This window comes from Flavobacterium sp., from assembly GCF_031422135.1.
Taxonomy (GTDB): domain Bacteria; phylum Bacteroidota; class Bacteroidia; order Flavobacteriales; family Flavobacteriaceae; genus Flavobacterium.
On sequence record NZ_JANOQD010000007.1, the window covers coordinates 26,403 to 47,524 of the forward strand.

Sequence of the window (21,122 nt, forward strand, 5' to 3'; positions counted from 1 at the left end):
ATCTAAAATCTTAATTTCTAAATCGTAAATTAAAATGTCAAGAGATATACAACTTAAAGAACGCTGGGAACAGCTTGTAAACATACTTTCCAATCAATTTTCGCAAGGCGAAGATCTTGATTTAGATGCCATTATTTATTTAATAGGTGTACAAGAACTAGGTAAATTTCATCAAACCTACAAGAAAGACGAAAAACTAAACCTAATGCACATAGCCATTTGTCGATTGCTAGAACCATACGGATATTACGAATTCGAGTTTTTCGACAACGATGGTTGGCCACATTACATCGTTAAAGAAGAATTGCCACCACTCAAAGCAGGCGAACAATCGGTACTAATGAAAGAAGCTATTGTAAATTATTTTTTGGAGAAAAAAGTAATTGCCTAATGACTAAAAAACACTTAAATTTGCACCTTTACACAAAGCAAGATGACGGACAAGATTAAAGAATATATAGCTGAAGCAAAAGCTTTCTCTACACAAAACAAAGAAAAACTCGAAGAATTTCGAATCAAGTTCCTTGGAAGCAAAGGTTTAGTGAAAGATATTTTTGCAGAATTCAAAAACGTTCCAAATGACCAGAAAAAAGAGTTTGGTCAAGTCATCAATTTGCTCAAAACCATCGCCGAAGAAAAAGTAAAAACAATTCAAGACGAACTAGAGAGTAAACAAGAAGTAAAAAGCATTTATGGTGATTTGTCACGCCCAGCAGAACCATTTAAAATAGGTTCTCGTCACCCAATATCACTAGTAAAAAATCAAATTATTGATATTTTTTCCAACATAGGATTCAATGTTTCCGAAGGACCAGAAATCGAAGACGATTGGCACAATTTCACCGCGCTCAACTTGCCAGAATACCATCCAGCAAGAGACATGCAAGACACTTTTTTCATACAAACCAATCCCGACATATTGTTGCGAACACACACGTCATCGGTTCAAGTGCGCTATATGGAAAACAACAAACCACCGATCCGAACCATTTCGCCAGGAAGAGTTTTCCGCAACGAAGCCGTTTCGTCTCGTTCGCACTGCATATTCCACCAAGTCGAAGGATTGTATATTGACAAAGACGTTTCCTTTGCCGATTTGAAGCAAACCTTACTCTATTTCACCAAAGAAATGTTTGGAAAATCCAAAATCCGATTAAGACCGAGTTATTTTCCGTTTACCGAACCAAGTGCCGAAGTCGATATCTATTGGGGTTTAAAAACCGAAACCGACTATCGAATCACCAAAGGAACAGGCTGGTTAGAAATTATGGGTTGCGGAATGGTAGATCCAAACGTACTCAAAAATTGCGATATAAATCCCGACGAATTCAACGGATTTGCCTTCGGAATGGGAATCGAGCGCATCGCAATGTTACTCTACCAAATAGGCGATATTAGAATGTTCTACGAAAATGACGTACGATTTTTAGAACAATTTAAATCCAACATCTAGAAATGTCAATCTGAGCTTGTCGAAGAAATGTCAATCTGAGCTTGTCGAAGATGAGAAGCCATTTCCAGCTATTCACTTCAAGCTTTTTCAAGAAACACTATTTTTTTAAACAAAAAACGAACTTCCTTTGGTCGTTGTTTTTTATCAAGAAAAATTAGCGTTTCTTTTCAAAAGGCTTTCCGTTACTATCTGGGCTAGGCATTATCGAAAATTCGAATCATCAAACAATCAAAAAATGAAAAAAGACATCACCATGCCAACCGTCGAAAACGTATTTCTAGCTGCCATTTCAGAATGGAGCGATGATTTTATGGACAAAATCTGGAATGTATATCTCATCAACGATTCCGATTTTCAACTCGATGGCGTGATGGTAGTTTCTAAAGCATTTGGAACACTCAACGGCGAGATGAAAAAAACATCGTCACTTCGACACGCTTTTGTAAAAGTCCCACCAGTTTCAGTAGTCAAAATCGAAATGATTGAAAAAAGTGTTTTACAACTTCATAACGAGTTTATGGTCACTTATTTTATCGAAAACACACTCTACGACAAGAAATTTATTTTCAAAGCCAATTCTATTTCTCCTGAATTTGTAGAGGAAGTGCCTATTTTGTTTGTTGATGGAGTAATTATAAGGTAAAACACATAAAAAAGAATTTAACAAAGAGTATCGTTTGTCATTTCCACATTTTTGTCATTTCGACGAAGGAGAAATCTCATGAACGATTAGAGATTTCTCCTTCGTCGAAATGACAAGTTTGTGCTGAAAATCAAAAACCAAACCTAATCCAACTTATCAGTCAATTTCTTAAACACACTTTTAGCGTCTTTTCCTTCATACAAGATCTCATAAACCGCATCAATAATTGGTGTTTTGGCACCATATTCTTGGTTGAGCTTCCAAGCACTTTTTGAGGCATAATAACCTTCGGCAACCATACTCATTTCCATTTGAGCGGATTTTACGGTGTAGCCTTTGCCTATCATATTACCAAACATTCTATTGCGGGAGAAAACAGAATATCCAGTAACTAACAAATCGCCCAAATAGGCAGAATCGTTTATGTTACGTTTCATTCGGTGTACTTTTTTGATAAATTTTTTCATTTCTCGAATGCTATTGCTCATCAAAACCGATTGAAAATTGTCTCCATAACCCAATCCGTGCGCAATTCCTGCGGCAATGGCGTAAATGTTTTTGAGCATTGCGGCATATTCAGTGCCAATAATATCGTCAGTAATTTTAGTTTTGATAAAATGCCCAGAAAGGCAATCGGCTACAATTTTGGCTTTTTTGGCATCGCCACAAGAAATGGTTAGATACGACAATCGCTCTAATGCTACTTCTTCGGCGTGACAGGGTCCAGTGATTACACCTATGTTATTAAAAGGAATGTCGTAGGTTTTGTGAAAATGTTCTCCAACAATTAGACTTGTTTCAGGAACAATTCCTTTTATGGCCGAAAAAATTATTTTCCCCTCCAAACTTTCGGTCATTTTTTCTAACTCTTTGCTCAAAAAAGCCGAAGGAATTGCGAAAATAATATAATCGGCATAGGCAATGGCTTCATTTATATCAGTAGTTAGTTGTAGTTTTTTGACATCAAACTCAACACTTGTTAAATAGTTAGGATTGTGTTTGTAGGTTTTGATATGGTTTACCGCCTCTTCGTTTCGCATATACCACGCTACTTGGTCTAGGTTTACGCATAACATTTTAGTGATGGCTGTTGCCCAGCTTCCGCCGCCTATTACGGCAAATTTTGGTTTTGTAATCATAGGGTTTCTTAATTAGCCCCGATAGTAGCGGCATCCTTTTTTTGTTTTGTCATCCTGAGCTTGTCGAAGGACAAAACAAAAAAAGATATAGCGAATAGCGGGAAATAGCTCCTAATAATTAGGATGTTCAAATGTAAGCAAAATTGTTAAAATAGTAAAAACATAAGGGTTTAAAAATATGGTTTTATATGAATATGAAAAAAGTGGCACGCAAATTGGATATAGTTTATAAACCTTAAAAAACTAAAGTCATGAAAACGATAAAATTACTTTTGATTGCGATGGTTTCGCCTTTTTTATTTTCTGCGTGTCAGGCAGATATTATTGTAAATGATCCTTATGTTGACAACTCAATCTCATTGCCAGAACTTATGGAAAGCAACGATTTGTGGTATGTGGATTATAATAGAACGACTGGAAATGGCGATGTCCCTTTCTTGACCAGAGCTTTTACGATTTCGTTAGTAAATGGTGACTTGTATGCCAATAATAATTTAGTAGGACTTGGTTCTACAGGGAATGGTTTGGGTATTGTTGTGGGGAATTATAGTTATTATCCTAATGCGATTCGGTTTTACCACGATGTGTATGGCACCTACGATTTGGAGGTGATTCAAACTAGTAGAAACGAAATTAAATTGTATGATTACAATCAAAACACAACCTATTATTTGATAGGATATCAGAGAAATTCGTTTGATTACGATCGTGTTTTTTATGACAATATTAATTATTTTCTGCAAGAATACAAAGCTTGGGAAAAAGTATATACTAGTAATGTGGGTGCTTTGAACGAGTTTGACAACGAACATTATTTGAAGTTTGTAGCTGGCGGAAGTGGCACTACATTCAAATCGTCACAAGATGCTTATCTTACTAATGTGAACAACATTTTTTGGGATTTTACAGGACAATACGGTGTTTTTGACACTGGAAATCCTAATCTAAAAAATTTAACATTAGATTATGATTTCTGGGGCAATGAAAGCTTTAGGTTGAGCGTTATAAATGATAATAGAATTAGATTGTTTCATTCTGCATCTGGAACAACTTATGAGTTTGAAGGTAGAGGTTTTGTTCAATATTTGAGACAAGCGGCTCCAAGAACTAAAAATGATGCAGCTAAAAAAGTGGAGTTAGTTAAGTTATAATAAAGTTAAGTTAAGTTTTGTTTTTGGTGTTTAGGAAAAAGGCGTTCAGGAAATATTCTTGAACGCCTTTTGAATTTATAACACTAGGGTTTTAATAACTCATTTCTACAATTTCTTTGACTTTTTCTAAAGTAATGTTTTGTTTTTCGCCAAGAGCTACCCATTTTCTTTCCTGAAAGCGATTTACAATAAAATCGGCTGTTTTTTCATAATCGGGAGTGTAGTCGGACAGTTTGGTTTGCATTCCCATTTTGTGAAGGAATTCAATAGTTTTTTCAATGGCTTGTTCTGCTTTTTCTTCTACAGATTTCCCTGAAACATTAAAAATGCGTTCGCCGTATTGTGCGAGCTTGTCTTTTTTGGTTTCAAACATTACTTTGTATAAACTTGGCGCAATAACGGCTAAAGTTCTAGCGTGGTCAATTTCGTATAGTGCTGTGAGTTCGTGGCCTATCATGTGCGTTGCCCAATCGGAAGGAACGCCTTTCTGGATTAATCCGTTCAAAGCCATAGTGGCGCACCACATAAAGTTGGATGCCAGCTTGTAATCGGTTGGGTTTTCAACGACACTTGGTCCAATTTCCACTAGAGTTTGTAATATGCTTTCGGCAATTCGGTCTTGAAGAATGGCATCATGCGGATAGGTTAGGTATTGCTCCATAACGTGGGTGTAAGCATCAACAACTCCATTTTCTAATTGGCGTTTTGGCAACGATGCAATCACGGTTGGATCACAAATCGAGAATTTAGGAAACAAAGCACTACCGCCTAAAACCAGTTTTTCTTTGGTGGCTTCAATAGTAACTACGGAACCTGAATTCATTTCGGAACCTGTTGCTGGTAAGGTTAAAACTACACCGAACGGAATTACTTTGGATAAATCAGTAAATAAAACTCTATTTTTGAGAATATCCATGTGATTTCCTTCATAATGGGTTGCGCCTGAAATAAATTTTACACCATCAATCACACTTCCGCCACCAACAGCAAGAATAAATGTGATTTTTTCTTTTTTAACAATTTCAACGGCATTCATTAAGGTTTCAAAACGTGGGTTGGGTTCTATGCCGCCAAACTCAATGATTTCGAAACCGTCTAAATACTTTATAACTTGTGCGTGAACATTATTTTTGAAGATGCTTCCGCCACCATAGGCCAAAAGAATTTTAGAACCTTTAGGAACTAATGTGGCTAATTTTTGCATTTGATCTTTTCCAAAAACGTAATTGGTTGGATTGTATAATTCGAAGTTTAACATTTTTTTGAATTTAAAAATTTAAGAGTTTAAAGTTACGGAACTTATTCGTAAAGTGATTTTAAATGTTTGTTAATTAAAAAACCGCTAGTTCGCAAAATAGATTTGTAAATTAGCGGTAAATTTTTCCAATGTAAATGTTTAAAACCTGATTTCGAGTATTAATTTTCACACTAAAAATAAAGAATAATGAGTTTCATAGAAAAAAATAATTTTTTACATAGCGATATGAACTGAAATAGATCGAAGCTACTTTTTTTAAGATTTTTCTATATGGTTTAATAAAATTACGGATTAATCGAACTGAGGTTAAAATGTAATTTCTTGAATCAAAAAATTAGAAGTTTTGGTCGCATTTGGATTAAAAATCTCATCCAATTTCGCATTCAAAACATAATACTTCCCTTTTACTACAATTCCTGTTGTTGGAAAATTCATTTCGGTTGGAGCGGTTTTCAAAACTTTTGCGGAAGCAAAATCATCAGAAGAATTAAGTTGAAAAACTTGTTTTGTCGAATTGGAAATCACCATCAATTCGTTGTTTCCGTTTAAGAAAATCCCATCAGCACCAAGCAGTATATCCGTATTTATTTTAGTTATTTCGGTTGGATTTTTCATCGATACTTTGTACAATTCACCAGTGTTGGATTGTGCTACAAGCAAATATCCTTTGTGATGTACCACAATTCCGTTGAGGTTGAAACCCTTTTTTCCCCAAGCCTCACTTTTTGCAAAAATCGAAGGAACTCCTTTTTTACAAATTTTATAAATTATTGGCGAAGCGCTGTTGGTTACATAGGTATTTCCTTTGGTATCAAAATCAACATCATTGGCAAAATTCCCACCATTTGAGTTCAAAGCACCTAAATCGGCAGCAAATTTTTGTTTTCCAGTAGTCAAATCATAGGCGATTAATTTGGCTATCTTCATTTGGGTAGCACCATTTGTGTTTACAGCAACTCCTGGATCAGAAACACAAACGTATAATAAATTTCGTTTCTCATTTGCGTGAATTCCTATGGTGCTTACCAAATCTTTATCAGTGATAAATTCTGTGTAAACACCGTCTCTGGTTACTTTTCCAATTTTTCCGTAGTGTAAAGAACTTACAAAAAACACGTCTTGTTTTTGACTATACGCAATGCCTTCAGGATACAACTCGTTAGAATTGAAAGGAATGTTTTGTGCATTTGATGAGAATGCTAAAGATAAAATAAATAGTAGAGTAAATAGGTTTTTCATTTTTTTTAACAAGGTACAGCATAATTGTTTAATTAAAAAAGCTTTTAACTGTTTTTTGCTTTTGTTTTTTTAATTTTTTTTCTAATGTAAATAGTGAAATTTAATTAGCAATTCTAATGTCGAACTTAGTTGATTAATTTTAAGGTTTTTTATTTTGCAATACACATTTTAACTTTAATAGTGTCATTAGGAAAAACTAAACCTACATCGCCTTTCAAAGTTTTTTCAATTTCTTTTTGTGTCCAAATATGTTGTATACTATCATTATCAAAACTCCTATTTGCATCAAAAAAACTTGTTATAATTTTTATTCTATTTGGGGTTTTACTTTTTTCATAAGGATTGTGTAGTAGAAAATAATCTCGATATTTTTTCTTTATAGAATACAAAATTACATTGCTTAATTTTCCTTCCTCAATTTTTGCTATTGTATTCTTATCGTTCCCATCTATTGAAATTATTATAAGTGATGGAATCAAGTTGATTTTTTTAGATTTATACTCTGTTTTTACCACACATAAGCTTAATTCATTGTCTTTTCTATTGCATGATAAGTAAAGTAAACAAAATAACACAAGAATTTTTCTCACAATTTATTTTTTTATATTACTATTTAATATCGCCAAAATATTTTTTTACTTGAGATGGATATAAATATGGAGATCCAACATAAAAAACATGTTTTTTAAATTTCGGAGAAACATATCTCCATGAAGAATGTTTAATTTGAAAAAAATAAGCTCTATATTCGGGATCCATTTTATATAATTGTGCTCCATAATTTATAGCATCACTCATATGACAACCTCTCTCATGAGCAAACAAATTAATAACATCGAAGCCATTATTTAAAACATTACCTAAACTACTATATGAAACACTTATGTCTTTTTCTCCTTTATTTAAATGTTCCGATGTAGGTGTAACACCTCCAAATCTTGTCATTGCCAATGCTCCGATATTTGAAGACACATCTGTAATACTTTTAGATTTTAATTCGTTAATATTGTAACCTGCTTCAGCATAATAATATCTTAAAATCCCTGCTGATGCCTCAATTCTTCTTTCATATGAAAGATTAGTTATTTCTACAGATGTAGACTGACCCACTTTACGATTTACTTTGCCATTTTTGTTATAAAACCCTTTTGGGATATTAAACAACGAATAATCATCTTTTGAATCTAAACCAGTATTGTCATTTTTACTAGTAATATAAATCCTTTTATCATTTATGTTGTCAGAGCCTAAATATCCTCCTTTACTATCAAAATAATCACCTGGTGGAATAATTTTTTGAGTTGTCCTCCCGCTAGAATCTTCGATATTATAAACTTTATCTACTCCCATTCCAGCTGAACCTCCCATATAAGCATCGGGTTTATTGAAAAAGAAGGCGGTGTTTTCAAAAAATTTATCTTCAATGGAACTCATAAAATTAAAAACAATCTAGTTATTATTCAAATTTAGCCTTTTTTTTGAAAAAAGCACAACGTAATTGTAAAAAAAAGTGTTATTGCAATGTTTGATTTTTACTCTTTTCTAATTTTTTTACCAGAACAAATATCAAAATTTTGATTCATAACTCAAACGGTTTGGTTTTGTGTAAAATAGGGGTGAAGTGCATTGAATTTTTAGGTGTAACAAAGGAATTTCCATTTTTAAATCGATAAAAAACCAATCCTAATTTTACATAAAAAGTTAATTTAACTCGAATTGCTTTTTTAAAACCTACCTTTCGAACATTGCTTGTCTATTCAGGTAGTCAAGTATGTTATGGAAAATAGCTTTGAAACCCTAATTGCCTCTTATATTGAAAATGGAGTGGGTATTGCGGAACATTTTATAAGCAATGAACTCGGCAATCATTTAAAAGAAAACTTACTATCATTATACAACAAGAAATTGTTGCTTGCTGCTGGAACGGGCAATGACAAAAAACTAACGCACAATGCGCTTGTTCGTAGTGATGTGATTTACTGGTTAGACAAAAAAAACAACAACCCTTACGAAAATGAATTTTTTGTACAAATCGAAGCTTTTATCGAATACTTGAATACTTCTTGTTATGCTGGAATTACAGGATATGAGTTTCATTATTCTCTTTATGAAACTGGAAGTTTTTACCGCAAGCATTTGGATCAGTTTCAAGACAATACGAGTAGGCAATTCTCGATGATTAGTTACCTAAATGCCAACTGGCAAGAAAATGATGGTGGCGAATTGCTGATTCATCAAGCGGGAAACAATCAGAAAATCTCGCCTACGCAAGGCAAAACGGTTTTTTTTAAGAGCAATGAACTGGTTCACGAGGTTTTGGTTACTAATGAAAGACGAATGAGTTTGACGGGTTGGTTGAAGCGGGGTTGATGATTAATTTAAATAAAAGATTGTAATGCATCTAAATTTTTTAGATGTTTATTGATGTTTTTTCTAATAATTACGCATTGTGCATCATTAAAAATTAGACCATTTTTAGTCTTAAAAATATTTGTTTCAATATTTAATTCTGCATGAGCAAACTGATTTCTTACTGTAATTACTTCTTTAGTATAATCAGAAAGTATATTCTTTACTTCAACATTACTTATGTTTCTTAATATTGCACGAACTCTATGGTCTGCCCCAATAAACTGAAGTAATTCCTCAACATCATTACATTTAGAAATTCTTTTTGCAAACTCTTCACTAGTTTTTAAAAATTTCTCCTTAATTATATTCAATAATTTATCTTTGTCTCCTTTATTAATTATTTGATTTAATATATCTTCAATTTTAACATCTAAACTACTAGTTTCGTGCATAATCATTCCTCGCATTGAAACTATATGCTGAAATTTTGAAATAGTTAATTTTACTAAATCTATTATTTCATTCTTTAATTCATTATAATTTCCTTCTGTTAATTGATAAAATGTAATTCGATTACTATTTATTAATTGTTGTTGGCGAAGTTTTGTATTTGCTGAATAAAAAAATATCTCTGTATGATTGTGCTTGTTTTCCCTAATAAAATCAATAACTTCTTTTCCAGTTGTTCCATTGTTTAAAGACAAATCAGTTATAATTAAATCATATGATTTATCTTCATTAAATAATTCTTGAAATTCATTAAAATCCTCCGCTTCTTGTATATCACAATTAAAAAACTCATTTGTTACAAAATCAAATAAATCTTTCTTTATTGCCAAATAAGGTCTTGTATCAATTTTATCATCGACCCAAATAATATTGTAGTTTAACTTCATATTGGAAATTTTATTAAAAATTCAACACCCTTTTCAAAATTAGTGTTAACGTCAATTTTTGCATCTAATTTTTCTAGTGTTTGTTTTGTTAATGACAATCCTATTCCAGAACCATCAGTTCTTGTAAATCCAAAATCAAATATTTTGCTTTTTATTTCTTCTGGAACACCATCTCCATCATCTTTAAATCTTAAAATAAAATTTTCTTTATCTTTAATCCAAGTAATATCTATTGTTTTTGCTTTCGCTTTTTTTGAATTACTAAATAAATTATCTAACAAAACAGTTATTTCTAATGGTCTAAATTTTATTTTCTTTTTTAGATTATTAGGCTTTTCAAAATTTATTTTTAATGGTTGTTTTTGATGAATAAATGAATTTACAGGGATATAATTGTTTTGTATATAATCATAAGAAAACTGAATAATATCCTCTGTTATTTTTTCGCTTTCTAGGCTAAAACCAGCATTAGTAACAAATCTTGAAGCGCTTAATATTTTCTTCACTTCAAGATTAATATTTAGAACTTCTTCAATTAATTTATCTTTAGATAAATTACTGTTTATAGATTTAACTAATTCATCAAGACTAAAAGTTATATTACTAGCAGTATGAACAATTTGATGCTGTAATGTTAATAAATCTTTTTTATCTCTATTATTTATTGAATTATCAAAAAGTTTTTTTGAAATCTCTTCATTTAATTCTTTCGATAGCTTTTCGTTCTCTATTAATTTTTCAAATGCTTCTGCTTCTGCTTCATCTTTAACTTTACGAAGTTCATCAATCTTTTTTTCAGCTTTTTTGATTGTATTAATAACTTCATCTTTATTAAAAGAATCAGTTTTTATTTGTTCGGTAAGATTACTTAATACCGTATTTATTGAGTTTTCAGATTTTTTATTTAAAATACTTAAAATTTCTGCCGAAACCTCAAATCTTATAACATTTTTAGAATTTGTTAATCCATTTAATAACTTCCTTAAGTTGTCATTAATATTATTAATTTTCTCATTCTCTTGACCTTTGTTTTTTACAAAAACATTATCAAAATTGATAAATTCCTCTGTAGAGAGCGAGTTTCCCCAATCAGTAATTTCAATTGTATATTTTTCAAGTTTTTTTAAAGTCTCATAAAACCAATTTTCTAAATCTAAATAGGTCTGTGTTTTTATTAATCCATCGCCACGGCTAGAAGTCTCACGAAGATTATTGTTTATTCCTTCAATTGATATATAGCCAATAACTTCTCTTGTACCTAAATATCTACTATGTCCTTGAGCCTTTCTGTTATCCATTTTTAACGGATCCTCGCCTCTTTCGCCATAAGGAAAAATTCGTAAACCGTTTTTGTAAACAAAGATATGCCCATACTCAACAGGTTGTAATCCCATTCGCCTACTAAAAATAGATTTTGCCGATTGATTTAAAAAATAAATAGCAAAATTTAAATCCTTAAAATCTGTAAATGGATTTTCTTCAGTTATAGAATACACCATTTTTCCAGCTTCAAATAAAGTAGTTATAATTTCAGAATTATTTGCTTTGGATTCAATATATGTAGTTTTGATTCCTAGAGTATCAAATATTAGATTTTGAATTTCTACATTAACTATCTTTTTGTATTGAACTAAATTTGGATCAATTGGACTTTTTGGATGATTAACTTGATTCTTGTTTTTTAGAAACTGTTCTTTATCATTATCTATTTCTTCTCTAACTTTTAATAAAATTTTAAAGGAATCATTTTCATTAATTGTATTTGGATTTATTAATCTTGAAAGTGCATCTTTCAATTCAAGAAATTTTTCTCTATTCCACTTACTTTTTAAATTTGTGATTTCTAAAACAGTTCCATGCTCAACATTATAATTACTTTCCTCTATTGTTTCTTGTAACACTTTTATGTTAACAAATTCATCTTTAATATCCCCTTCAAACTTATTCCAATCAGTTACTAAAACTTCGACTTTTGGATTTGGTTCATCTTTTATTGTCTCTAAATAAAGATTACTACCTAGTCTATCACAAGAGAATCGTCCAATTCCTTTAGCACCTGCATATGCTCTTTTTACTTTTATTTTATCGCGATAATCATAATTATCTTCCTCTGTCCCTTCAATTTTTGCTGAATATGCTACAAATAACCATTTATTAATTAGGTCTTCGTAGTTCATTCCTTTACCATTATCCTTTATAATAATTTTTGCTCTATTTGAATATATGTTTTCGAAAATAATTTCAACTTTTGTTGCATGAGCATCATAAGAATTTTTCACCAATTCAAAAACAGCAATAAAATCATCATTGATTAAATCGCTACCTATAATATTCTTTAAGGCAGAACTGACTTTAAAAGATAAAGGGTTTTGCATTTTTATATTAGTTGTTTCAATATCAATCCACTTTGCTCACTAAAAAGTGGAGGAATTGCGTTTCCTATTTGAGTATATCTTGGTACTTCCTGTATTCTTAATTTTCCACCTGTTGTATATTTCCCTTGAAATTTGTACCAATCAGGAAAAGATTGAATTCTTGCATACTCTCTAACGGTTAATATACGCGGTTCGGAATAATGAATATAATCATCTGGCAAAGTGGTTATTGTAGGTGTTTTGTCAAGAGCATTCAACGGTATTACGGTGCGTTTTTTGATATTGTATTCTTCTTGTATACTTTTGCTAATGTTAAAATTTCTTCTGTCAATAGTTGCGTCAAGAATTTTTTGGAATCGATCAATAATTACAGGTGAATGTTTAGGAAATCGATGACTGTCGGCTAATTTACCATCGGTACCTTCTCGCATTACCTTTTGATAATTACCTTTTTCTTTTCCATAAACACCAGATTGAAAACTAGGATATTCAGGAGTTTCTTCTAATCCATTTTTCCTTAATAAATCAGATATAGCATCTTGAAGGTTAGTATTTGTGTTTAATCCTTTTTCTTTGAGGAAATCAAATTTATTGCTCTCTAAAGAATTGAAAAATGCTTCTGCTTTTTCTTGCGACGCATTTTTTAAAGTTTTTTTAATTCCTACAAGAATAAAACGAGTTCTTTTTTGCGGAACACCATAATCGCCAAAATTAACTAATTGTCCTTTTACAAAATATCCAGCATCATTTAGTTTCTTCGTTACTTGTGAGGAATAGGCAACTCCTTTTTCTTTATTTTTTTTAAATTCCATTGTAAAACCTTTTACATTTTCGAAGAAAATAATTTTTGGTTCTACAATTTTCACAAAATTTATATAGGAATTAATTAAGTCATTTCTTAAATCATATTCATTTCTTTTTCCAGCCATCGAAAACCCCTGACAAGGAGGGCCACCAGCAATCATAGTCACTTTGCCTTTTAATTTTTCAAGCTGAGATTTGTATTTGTCTAGAACTTCATTTATTTCATGCGGTTGTTGAGGTAACCACTTTGGCCAATTGAAGTGATTTTTTTGATTTATTAAATTATATTCAAGGGTCTTGAATGCGTCATAACTTTTTTCAATAGCAAATAGTCCTTGCCATCCCGATTGGTGCAATCCAAGTGATAATCCACCACAACCTGCAAAAAGATCTATGTAGGTTAATTTACTCATAAGATAATTTAATTATCAAAACTAATCATAAAATAAAAAATTAAGAAGAAAAAGTGAAGTTATTTACATTTCTTGTTAAGAAACAAAAAAAAAGACTATCATTTCTGATAGTCTTTTCGCTTTTTGCTCCCTCTCTTGGGCTCGAACCAAGGACCCTCTGATTAACAGTCAGATGCTCTAACCAACTGAGCTAAGAAGGAAAGTGTAATTCACTTTAAAAGCGGTGCAAAGATAGCACGATTTTTATACTTTGCAAATAAATTTAATTATTTTTTAAAGAAATTATCAATTATTATTTCATAAATATCTTTCCCGAACGTTAAAGCCATTAGGCTCAGCAAGATAATCATTCCAAAGGTTTGCACTCGTTCCGCCACTTTTATGCTTAATGTTTTACCAGTTATCATTTCAGCAATGGTAAACAAGGCGTGACCACCATCTAATCCTGGAATAGGCAAGAGGTTCATAAATGCTAATCCTATTGAGAATACAGCCATAAATTTAAAAACAAATTCCCAATCCCATTCTGTAGGCAAGCTTCTTGTAATGCCTATTGGGCTTTTTACCTGCTTATATGCTTCGGTTTTAGGCCTCAGTATCAGTTTGAACTGTTTGATGTTGTAAATGAACTGTGTGTATGATTCTTCAACCGCCAAAGGTATTGCAGAGGTGAAACTCATATGATTTACGATTTCATACTTTTTTAAATCTTTTATAGTATGTCCTTTGGCTTCAAATCCCAAAGTTCCTTCATTTGTAACTAATGCATTTAAAGTTTCAGGTTTTCCTGCTCTTACGATATTAATTTTTACAGAATCGTTTTTTAAACTTCGAAGTTCTTTAGTAAATTGATCTAAGTATTGTGTGTTTTTATTATTTACTCCTACAATTTGATCTCCTTTAACGAGTTTAGCCATCGCTGCTTGAGATTTTGGCAATACAGTATCTACAACAATATTCTTAACACGTACGCTTATGAAGTTTCTGCCTTCTTTCTTGAAGATTTCTTTTTTCATTTCGTCAGTTAGTTTAAGGTTTACTTTGGCACCATCTCTTTGAACGACTACATCATCTCCTAAAATTATGTCAATAAATAGTCGTTGGAATTGTTCCTGAAATTTCCCGTCTACAGAAAGAATTTTATCGCCGCTTTTAAAACCTGCTTTTTCGCCAACTTCTCCAAAAGCAAACCCCGTTTTATTACACATTTCTGTTGAAATGTATTTTTGTCCTACTGTGGCGAACATAACAGTGTATATGAACCACGCTAAAATAATGTTAACTGTAATTCCGCCCAACATGATAATCAATCGCTGCCAAGGCTTTTTAGAGCGAAATTCCCAAGGCTGTGCTGGTTGTGCCATCTGCTCGGCATCCATACTTTCGTCTATCATTCCGGATAGTTTTACATAACCGCCAATAGGCAACCATCCTATTCCCCATTCGGTGTCTTTGATTTTCTTTTTGAATAAAGAAAAGTATGGATCCATAAACAGGTAGAATTTTTCGACTCTAACTTTAAATAATTTTGCGGGTATGTAATGTCCGAATTCGTGAAGAACAACAAGAACGGAAAGAATAAATAATATTTGACCTATTTGAACTAAAGTATCCATTTTTTAATTTTAGTGTTTTGTATAAAAAGCAAAAGTAAGGTTTTCGCCTTACTTTTTACAATTTATGTGCCGTGATTATTTTTTTATGAAATTTTTATGAAAAGTACCTTCTGAAGTTTCAAACGATACAATATAAATTCCTGATGCTTGACCTGAAACATCAATCCTATTTTGATTTGATTCCAATGTTTTTTGCCCCAAAGTGTTAAAAAGAGAGACTTTATTTAGCGTAATACTTGAAGGCATATCAATATTCAAAATAGCAGTACTAGGATTTGGGTACATTTTTATAGATGCTGCAAAATTAAAATTTTCTACACCCAAAGTGGTTGTATTGTCTTTTGAAATAATATTTTTATCTCGATCAAATTCTACTCCAGTTACTGTAAATGTTACAGGCACTTGAAATGTTTGTCCGTTAGTTGTATTGTCTAAAACCACATCTTTGAAAGCTCCTGCAGCTCCTGTTAATCTTACAGGAACAGGCATTTCAAAGAAAGTAACCGATGCATCAGACTGTGTTTGATTAATCTGAACGGTTGCTTGTCCAGCACCTGAATTGTAAGCATTAATACTATAAGTAGGATAGCCTTGATTGTAAATCCAATCGTTAAAAAATTCTTGTAAACTTCCTGGCGAACCATATAATGTTTCCATTTTTGCCTGAAACTCTGGTGTTATCGCATAGGCATAAGCATATCTTGAATCAGAAAGGTAATCTCTTAAGCCTTGAAAATAGGCTGTAGAACCCATTTTAAAACGTAACATATTAGAAACCATCGAGCCTTTATCGTAAGTCAAGCGAAGACTAAATATTCGATTTACGGAAGTTAATTGAGCATCTGTTAAATAGACATTACCGCTGGTTTGTGAAGTAATGTTGTTAATCTTAATGGTTTTCCAGTTTTTAAATGCCGCAGCTCCGTCCAGATGTTCCACCACGCAACCCGACATATATTCTGTGATTCCTTCATTTAACCAGATGTCTTTCCAAGAACCACACGTAATTTTGTTTCCAAACCATTGATGCCCCATTTCATGCGAAATTAATTCTCGATCATAAGCTCCAGAACCATCATAAGAAGTCATAAACGAAACCGTGGTGTGTTCCATTCCGCCTCCCCAACCAAATTCTGCATGCCCATATTTTTCGTTTCTAAATGGATAAGGCCCCAAAATGGATTCGAAAAAATTAATTATTGTTGGAGTTACAGCTACACTAGCTATATTTGCTGTGGCAGTTTCAGGGTACATGTAATTTACAATTGGGAAAAAACCAGTTGTTGCTGTTCCTCCTTGTTGATTATGAATTTGATAGTTTGTAACAGCAATGGCAATTAAGTAAGCAGGAATTGGATAATTGTGTTGGAAATGAGTAATTTTGTTAACCCCCGAAGTTACAGGAGTTCCTATTTCCAATCCATTTGAAACACTTTTATATGCTGATGGGGCGGTAATATACACATCAATATTATTAATTTTATCATTCAAATCTTGCTTACACGGCCACCAATCTCTTGCGCCATATGGTTCAGATAGTGTCCATAAAACCGGTTTTGTATTAAAGGGGGTTGTTCCGTGTGTGTCTATTTGAAAAGAACCAAATCCTGTTGTAGTGGGGTTTCCAGAATAATTAATTTCTAGTGTTTCTGATGTGCCACTTGCTTGTGTTGAAGGCAAAGTAATTATTAATTCGTTGGAAGCACTTCGAGTATAAGCTAAACTTATTGTGCCTTTTTTTACTGAAGATACAGTCATCACATTACTCAAATCGAATGTTACTGTATTTATATTACTTAGAGCAGTATAGGTAGTTGTCACTTTTCCAGTTATGCTAGCAACTGCTGGATTAACAGTGAATTCTAGTTTGTGATAAGTTATGTCATAGTTTAGAGTGTTAGGATTTACTCTAAAATTAATTGTATTAGAAGCTGATTTCATTTCAGATTCTACCATTTTTTGTTGTCTCGTTTTTTCAGTTTGAGAAAAAACAAAAAATGGGACAAATAATAGGATGCAGGTAATTTTTTTCATAAAAAATAAATTAATCTACAAACATATATTTTTTCTTGCAAACACGCTGTTAAATCTTTAATAAAATATGAAAATTAGTATCGATAAAGTAGTTTTTTTATTCGTTAAAGTGTTTTTTGTCAATAAAATAAAACAGAATTAACAAATAACTAATTTTATATGTTTGCTTTTTTATACTTTTATAAAGTATAATTTCAAATAAATTTTTTATGAAAACTAAAATTAGTCAAATTGCTTTGTTATTTCTGTTCTTTTTTTCTTTGCAAACGCTATATTCTCAAGAAGAAAGCAGGTATGAGTTAACTTTGAATACCGATTATAATGGGATTAGAAACAGATTAAAATTAGTAAATATTTCATATAGTTTGGGCAATTATGCTATAGAAGCTGATCCTGCTATTCCACAAAAAATAGAACCTGTTTACATAAATGCAACTGCCACAGAAATTGCAAACAAAGAGTTTTATAAAATTTTTGAAAACAACAAGAACAAAATTAATGGATTTATTGAAATCAAAGACAATTATGGAAAAAATCCATTGCGAAAAATTGAATTTAAAAACTCCTCCTTAGTGCTTTCTGAATCCATTTCGAATTATAGTTCTGGAAATTCAGTTAGCATTGCTATTTATGGTTATTCTGTTATAGTAGATGGAGTTGGTATTTACAGCAAATAATATTATTTTTTAGATAACGTGAAATTTAGTTCACAACTATAATAGAAAAGGCTTTCTCAACTTAATGAGAAAGCCTTTTATTATTTCGCTTTTTAGCTCTTGAAGAGTATTCAAAATAGTTCTTACTTGCCTCCCAAAAGTAACAATTCATTAGCGATAACTTCAGTATAAAATCTTTTTATGCCGTCTTTGTCATCATAACTTCTATGGGTTAGTTTTCCTTCAAGGGCAATTTCTTTTCCTTTGGTTACAAAATTTTCGATTATTTCGGCAATTTTCCCAAAAGCCGAAATATTATGCCATTGGGTGTCGGTTACTTTTTCTTTGTTCTCATTGTAATATACCTCGTTTGTGGCAATAGTGAACTTGGCTAATTTTTTACCTCCTTCTAGGATTTTAATTTCTGGTTCTTGTCCTACGTGTCCAATTAACTGTACTTTGTTTCTTAATGCATTCATGGCGTTTAAATTTAAATTGTTATTAAAATTGATTTTTTGTTTGTCTTGATGGTATTGCAATTTATTTTTGACATTACAATTGTTTCATTTCGACAGTGCAAAGATGTGGTGATTGAAAATTCTTATTCGGTTAACATTCGTTTACTTTCGGTTGTAATTGTTTGTAACCGTTTGTAATTGGAAATTTTTAATTATATTTGGTTGATTTTAAGAGAATTATTTTTAAATCATTTTAATTGAAAAAAATGAATCAAAATCTCCAAAACGATTTCAATAATCTTGAAAATTTACTTGAAAAAGTGAAAATTCAAAGTATAAATTATATAAAAGATCTTAATAATAGACCAACTTCTACAAATAATAGAATTGAAAATTTCAGTAATTTATCTGAAAACGGTTTAGGAACTTTAGATGCTTTACAACATTTCAATCAAAAATTTGAACCGATTATAGTTGCCTCATCTGGACCAAGATATTGGGGCTATGTTACTGGCGGGTCAACGCCAGCATCAATTATTGGCGATTGGTTGACGAGTGTTTATGACCAAAACTGTCAAAATACGGATGGCGCTGGCGATATTTCTGCCAACATTGAAATAGAAACCATTCAATTGCTATTGAATTTATTCGAATTACCAAAAGATTTTTTTGGAGGATTTGTTACTGGTGCCACGATGTCTAGTTTTACTTGTTTAGCAGTGGCAAGACAATGGTTTGGCAAACAAATGAACAAAGATTTAGCTAAAGATGGTGTTTCAAGCAAATTGAATGTTCTTACCGCTACGCCACATTCATCAGCGATTAAAGCATTGTCAATGTTGGGTATCGGCAGTAACAATATTATCAAAATCAATAAAAAAGGAGGCAATCGTGAGGCGATGGATATGACTGATTTTGAGAATAAAATAAATCAATTAAACGGTGAGCCTTTCATTCTACTATCGAGTGGAGGAACAGTAAACACAGTGGATTTTGACGATTTTGAAGCTATTGCAAAACTCAAAGAAAAGTATAATTTTTGGTGGCATATTGATGCTGCTTTTGGCGGATTTGCAGTTTTATCTTCATCGCATAAGCATTTAGTAAAAGGTTGGGAAACATCCGACAGTATTACGATTGATTGCCACAAATGGTTAAATGTTCCTTATGAAAGCGCTGTATTTTTTGTAAAACAAAAGTACAATATTCTGCAAGTAGAAACTTTTCAGAATTCGAATGCCCCTTATTTGGGAAACCCAATGGAACATTTTGATTATCTTAATTTTTTACCTGAAAATTCACGTCGATTAAAGGCCTTGCCTGTTTGGTTTTCGCTTATGGCATATGGTAAAAAAGGAATTGCTGATTTGGTTCAAAACAATATACAAAACGCTACAGATTTTGGAAAATTTATTGAAAAAAGCGACTGTTTTGAATTGCTTGCACCAGTTAGATTAAACACCGTTTGTTTCACTATTTCGGGTAACAAAAATCAAAATAAAATCGGCGTTTTTCTAAAAAACCTAAATGAAACTGGAAAAGTTTTTATGACACCAACGGTTTATAATGAGAAAAAAGGAATCCGTGCAGCTTTTGTAAATTGGCTAACCGCTAAAAAAGATATTGAAATGGTTGCTGAATTAATGAAAGAAATTGTCAAAAATTTATAAAATGAAAACATACTGGAAAATGCCCAAGGAATTGAAAGTAATTTTTAATCAAGAAATAAATGACAGTCAAGCCTTATTTCGTGAAAATGAATTAGCTGCTTCCTGGAAAAAGCTAGAACGAGCTCACATTATAGGACAACCTTGGGCTGTTGAGCATACTATTTCTCACATTGAAATGCTTATTTTTGCTTTAAAAATAAAAAACACGAAAGAAATAATTGGGCAATTACCTAGATTGTTTGTTGGAGGTATAAAATCGTATGTAGGGGTTATTCCAACTGGAAACACGGGCGGTTCCAATGTCCATCCTTTGAAAAAAATGCCAATTCCAGATGATATTCTGCAAATTATGAATCCATATTATAATTATTAATGAAAAACCTTGAAACTTTAAAATTCCCCATTGGAGCATTCCAAAAACCAATCTCAATTTCTGAAAACGACATTCAAAAATGGATTGAGACTATTGAAAACTTTCCTAATAGAATTAAAAGAATAACCGAAAATCTGTCTGTTGAAAAATTAAACTGGCAATATCGCCCAGAAGGTTGGTCGATCAAACAAGTCGTGCATCATTGTGGTGATAGTCATATGAATAGTTTGATACGATTTAAACTGGCTTTGACCGAAGATTTACCTACAATAAGACCCTATGAGGAAGCGCTTTGGGCAATTCTGCCCGATGGAGTTATGGACGAATTAACGGCTTCGATACAAATTATTCAAGGGGTTCATGCAAGATGGGTTTTATTATTAAAAAGTTTTAGTACTACTGAATTTACTAGACAATTTTTGCATCCTGCCAGTGGGAAAATATATACACTCGATGAGGCTTTAGGATTGTATGCTTGGCATTGCAACCACCATTTGGCTCATATAGAACAAGCATTGTTGTATAAAGGCATATTTCCTAACTAGCCCAGATAGTAGTGGAAATCCTTTTGAAGAAAAATTGTATTTTTTCG

The 21,122-nt window shown here is 32.0% G+C and carries 20 protein-coding genes and 1 tRNA gene; 9 read left to right on the plus strand and 12 right to left on the minus strand.

What is annotated here, in order from left to right:
• Nucleotides 1-34: 34 nt before the first annotated feature.
• From RMO70_RS01480 to RMO70_RS01490, 3 genes are all read left to right on the plus strand, one after another.
• The gene (locus RMO70_RS01480; RefSeq protein ID WP_310554650.1) at nt 35-391 is read left to right on the plus strand and encodes a hypothetical protein; all 357 of its coding nucleotides are present in this window, start codon (nt 35-37) and stop codon (nt 389-391) included.
• 42 nt (nt 392-433) lie between these two features.
• Entirely contained in the window at nt 434-1,453 is a 1,020-nt protein-coding gene (gene pheS / locus RMO70_RS01485) for a phenylalanine--tRNA ligase subunit alpha (protein ID WP_310554651.1), read from the plus strand.
• A 235-nt stretch (nt 1,454-1,688) separates the two neighbouring features.
• The gene (locus tag RMO70_RS01490; RefSeq protein WP_310554652.1) at nt 1,689-2,096 is read left to right on the plus strand and encodes a hypothetical protein; all 408 of its coding nucleotides are present in this window, start codon (nt 1,689-1,691) and stop codon (nt 2,094-2,096) included.
• Nucleotides 2,097-2,239: 143 nt separating this feature from the next.
• Here RMO70_RS01490 and RMO70_RS01495 read toward each other — a convergent pair whose 3' ends face one another.
• Nucleotides 2,240-3,235 carry an NAD(P)H-dependent glycerol-3-phosphate dehydrogenase gene (locus RMO70_RS01495; protein WP_310554653.1) on the minus strand — a complete coding sequence of 332 codons (996 nt, stop codon included), beginning with the start codon at nt 3,233-3,235 and terminating at the stop codon, nt 2,240-2,242.
• 251 nt (nt 3,236-3,486) lie between these two features.
• Between RMO70_RS01495 and RMO70_RS01500 the strand changes: the two genes are divergently transcribed.
• Complete coding sequence (locus tag RMO70_RS01500; protein ID WP_310554654.1) at nt 3,487-4,386, plus strand: nicotinic acid mononucleotide adenyltransferase; 900 nt, start codon at nt 3,487-3,489, stop codon at nt 4,384-4,386.
• 91 nt (nt 4,387-4,477) lie between these two features.
• On the opposite strand, the gene RMO70_RS01505 is transcribed toward RMO70_RS01500, so the two are convergent.
• The 4 genes from RMO70_RS01505 to RMO70_RS01520 all read right to left on the minus strand — a co-directional run bounded on the left by RMO70_RS01505 (nt 4,478) and on the right by RMO70_RS01520 (nt 8,317).
• The gene (locus RMO70_RS01505) at nt 4,478-5,644 is read right to left on the minus strand and encodes an iron-containing alcohol dehydrogenase (RefSeq protein ID WP_310554655.1); all 1,167 of its coding nucleotides are present in this window, start codon (nt 5,642-5,644) and stop codon (nt 4,478-4,480) included.
• A 306-nt stretch (nt 5,645-5,950) separates the two neighbouring features.
• Nucleotides 5,951-6,883, minus strand: a complete 933-nt coding sequence (locus RMO70_RS01510) for a hypothetical protein (RefSeq protein WP_310554656.1) — start codon at nt 6,881-6,883, stop codon at nt 5,951-5,953.
• A gap of 149 nt (nt 6,884-7,032) precedes the next feature.
• A complete protein-coding gene (locus tag RMO70_RS01515) occupies nt 7,033-7,473 on the minus strand; it encodes a hypothetical protein (RefSeq protein ID WP_310554657.1) in 441 nt (146 codons plus the stop codon).
• 19 nt (nt 7,474-7,492) lie between these two features.
• Nucleotides 7,493-8,317, minus strand: coding sequence for a hypothetical protein (locus RMO70_RS01520; RefSeq protein ID WP_310554658.1), 825 nt, complete (start codon nt 8,315-8,317; stop codon nt 7,493-7,495).
• Between the two features lie 342 nt (nt 8,318-8,659).
• Between RMO70_RS01520 and RMO70_RS01525 the strand changes: the two genes are divergently transcribed.
• A complete protein-coding gene (locus RMO70_RS01525) occupies nt 8,660-9,253 on the plus strand; it encodes a 2OG-Fe(II) oxygenase (protein ID WP_310554659.1) in 594 nt (197 codons plus the stop codon).
• 8 nt (nt 9,254-9,261) lie between these two features.
• On the opposite strand, the gene RMO70_RS01530 is transcribed toward RMO70_RS01525, so the two are convergent.
• The 6 genes from RMO70_RS01530 to RMO70_RS01555 all read right to left on the minus strand — a co-directional run bounded on the left by RMO70_RS01530 (nt 9,262) and on the right by RMO70_RS01555 (nt 17,373).
• Entirely contained in the window at nt 9,262-10,131 is an 870-nt protein-coding gene (locus RMO70_RS01530) for a hypothetical protein (protein ID WP_310554660.1), read from the minus strand.
• Nucleotides 10,128-12,506 (minus strand): ATP-binding protein, encoded by a 2,379-nt coding sequence (locus RMO70_RS01535; RefSeq protein WP_310554661.1) that lies wholly within the window; start codon nt 12,504-12,506, stop codon nt 10,128-10,130. Before RMO70_RS01535 ends, RMO70_RS01530 begins: the two co-directional genes overlap by 4 nt.
• A gap of 2 nt (nt 12,507-12,508) precedes the next feature.
• Nucleotides 12,509-13,723, minus strand: coding sequence for a DNA cytosine methyltransferase (locus tag RMO70_RS01540; RefSeq protein ID WP_310554662.1), 1,215 nt, complete (start codon nt 13,721-13,723; stop codon nt 12,509-12,511).
• Nucleotides 13,724-13,849: 126 nt separating this feature from the next.
• Nucleotides 13,850-13,923, minus strand: a tRNA-Asn gene (locus RMO70_RS01545).
• Nucleotides 13,924-13,989: 66 nt separating this feature from the next.
• Nucleotides 13,990-15,339, minus strand: coding sequence for an RIP metalloprotease RseP (gene rseP / locus RMO70_RS01550; RefSeq protein ID WP_310554663.1), 1,350 nt, complete (start codon nt 15,337-15,339; stop codon nt 13,990-13,992).
• Between the two features lie 75 nt (nt 15,340-15,414).
• The gene (locus RMO70_RS01555; protein ID WP_310554664.1) at nt 15,415-17,373 is read right to left on the minus strand and encodes a M1 family aminopeptidase; all 1,959 of its coding nucleotides are present in this window, start codon (nt 17,371-17,373) and stop codon (nt 15,415-15,417) included.
• 209 nt (nt 17,374-17,582) lie between these two features.
• Between RMO70_RS01555 and RMO70_RS01560 the strand changes: the two genes are divergently transcribed.
• A complete protein-coding gene (locus RMO70_RS01560; protein WP_310554665.1) occupies nt 17,583-18,050 on the plus strand; it encodes a hypothetical protein in 468 nt (155 codons plus the stop codon).
• Nucleotides 18,051-18,172: 122 nt separating this feature from the next.
• Here RMO70_RS01560 and RMO70_RS01565 read toward each other — a convergent pair whose 3' ends face one another.
• Nucleotides 18,173-18,508 carry a single-stranded DNA-binding protein gene (locus tag RMO70_RS01565; protein WP_310554666.1) on the minus strand — a complete coding sequence of 112 codons (336 nt, stop codon included), beginning with the start codon at nt 18,506-18,508 and terminating at the stop codon, nt 18,173-18,175.
• 245 nt (nt 18,509-18,753) lie between these two features.
• Here RMO70_RS01565 and RMO70_RS01570 point away from each other — a divergent pair, with 245 nt between their 5' ends.
• From RMO70_RS01570 to RMO70_RS01580, 3 genes are read left to right on the plus strand one after another with little or no spacing between them, the layout of a single operon-like run.
• Complete coding sequence (locus tag RMO70_RS01570) at nt 18,754-20,157, plus strand: pyridoxal-dependent decarboxylase (protein WP_310554667.1); 1,404 nt, start codon at nt 18,754-18,756, stop codon at nt 20,155-20,157.
• Between the two features lies 1 nt (nt 20,158).
• Complete coding sequence (locus tag RMO70_RS01575; RefSeq protein ID WP_310554668.1) at nt 20,159-20,530, plus strand: DUF3703 domain-containing protein; 372 nt, start codon at nt 20,159-20,161, stop codon at nt 20,528-20,530.
• Complete coding sequence (locus RMO70_RS01580; protein WP_310554669.1) at nt 20,530-21,075, plus strand: YfiT family bacillithiol transferase; 546 nt, start codon at nt 20,530-20,532, stop codon at nt 21,073-21,075. Before RMO70_RS01575 ends, RMO70_RS01580 begins: the two co-directional genes overlap by 1 nt.
• The last annotated feature ends 47 nt before the right edge of the window (nt 21,076-21,122 follow it).

Bases quoted from the DNA above. Each gene is read 5' to 3' on its own strand.
- RMO70_RS01580 (WP_310554669.1), top strand. From the start codon at position 20,530: ATGAAAAACCTTGAAACTTTAAAATTCCCCATTGGAGCATTCCAAAAA.
- RMO70_RS01560 (WP_310554665.1), top strand. From the start codon at position 17,583: ATGAAAACTAAAATTAGTCAAATTGCTTTGTTATTTCTGTTCTTTTTT.
- RMO70_RS01490 (WP_310554652.1), top strand. From the start codon at position 1,689: ATGAAAAAAGACATCACCATGCCAACCGTCGAAAACGTATTTCTAGCT.
- RMO70_RS01535 (WP_310554661.1), bottom strand. From the start codon at position 12,506: ATGCAAAACCCTTTATCTTTTAAAGTCAGTTCTGCCTTAAAGAATATT.
- RMO70_RS01540 (WP_310554662.1), bottom strand. From the start codon at position 13,723: ATGAGTAAATTAACCTACATAGATCTTTTTGCAGGTTGTGGTGGATTA.
- RMO70_RS01525 (WP_310554659.1), top strand. From the start codon at position 8,660: ATGGAAAATAGCTTTGAAACCCTAATTGCCTCTTATATTGAAAATGGA.
- RMO70_RS01530 (WP_310554660.1), bottom strand. From the start codon at position 10,131: ATGAAGTTAAACTACAATATTATTTGGGTCGATGATAAAATTGATACA.
- RMO70_RS01565 (WP_310554666.1), bottom strand. From the start codon at position 18,508: ATGAATGCATTAAGAAACAAAGTACAGTTAATTGGACACGTAGGACAA.
- RMO70_RS01510 (WP_310554656.1), bottom strand. From the start codon at position 6,883: ATGAAAAACCTATTTACTCTACTATTTATTTTATCTTTAGCATTCTCA.
- RMO70_RS01570 (WP_310554667.1), top strand. From the start codon at position 18,754: ATGAATCAAAATCTCCAAAACGATTTCAATAATCTTGAAAATTTACTT.
- RMO70_RS01520 (WP_310554658.1), bottom strand. From the start codon at position 8,317: ATGAGTTCCATTGAAGATAAATTTTTTGAAAACACCGCCTTCTTTTTC.
- RMO70_RS01505 (WP_310554655.1), bottom strand. From the start codon at position 5,644: ATGTTAAACTTCGAATTATACAATCCAACCAATTACGTTTTTGGAAAA.
- RMO70_RS01575 (WP_310554668.1), top strand. From the start codon at position 20,159: ATGAAAACATACTGGAAAATGCCCAAGGAATTGAAAGTAATTTTTAAT.
- RMO70_RS01500 (WP_310554654.1), top strand. From the start codon at position 3,487: ATGAAAACGATAAAATTACTTTTGATTGCGATGGTTTCGCCTTTTTTA.
- pheS (WP_310554651.1), top strand. From the start codon at position 434: ATGACGGACAAGATTAAAGAATATATAGCTGAAGCAAAAGCTTTCTCT.
- rseP (WP_310554663.1), bottom strand. From the start codon at position 15,339: ATGGATACTTTAGTTCAAATAGGTCAAATATTATTTATTCTTTCCGTT.
- RMO70_RS01555 (WP_310554664.1), bottom strand. From the start codon at position 17,373: ATGAAAAAAATTACCTGCATCCTATTATTTGTCCCATTTTTTGTTTTT.
- RMO70_RS01495 (WP_310554653.1), bottom strand. From the start codon at position 3,235: ATGATTACAAAACCAAAATTTGCCGTAATAGGCGGCGGAAGCTGGGCA.
- RMO70_RS01480 (WP_310554650.1), top strand. From the start codon at position 35: ATGTCAAGAGATATACAACTTAAAGAACGCTGGGAACAGCTTGTAAAC.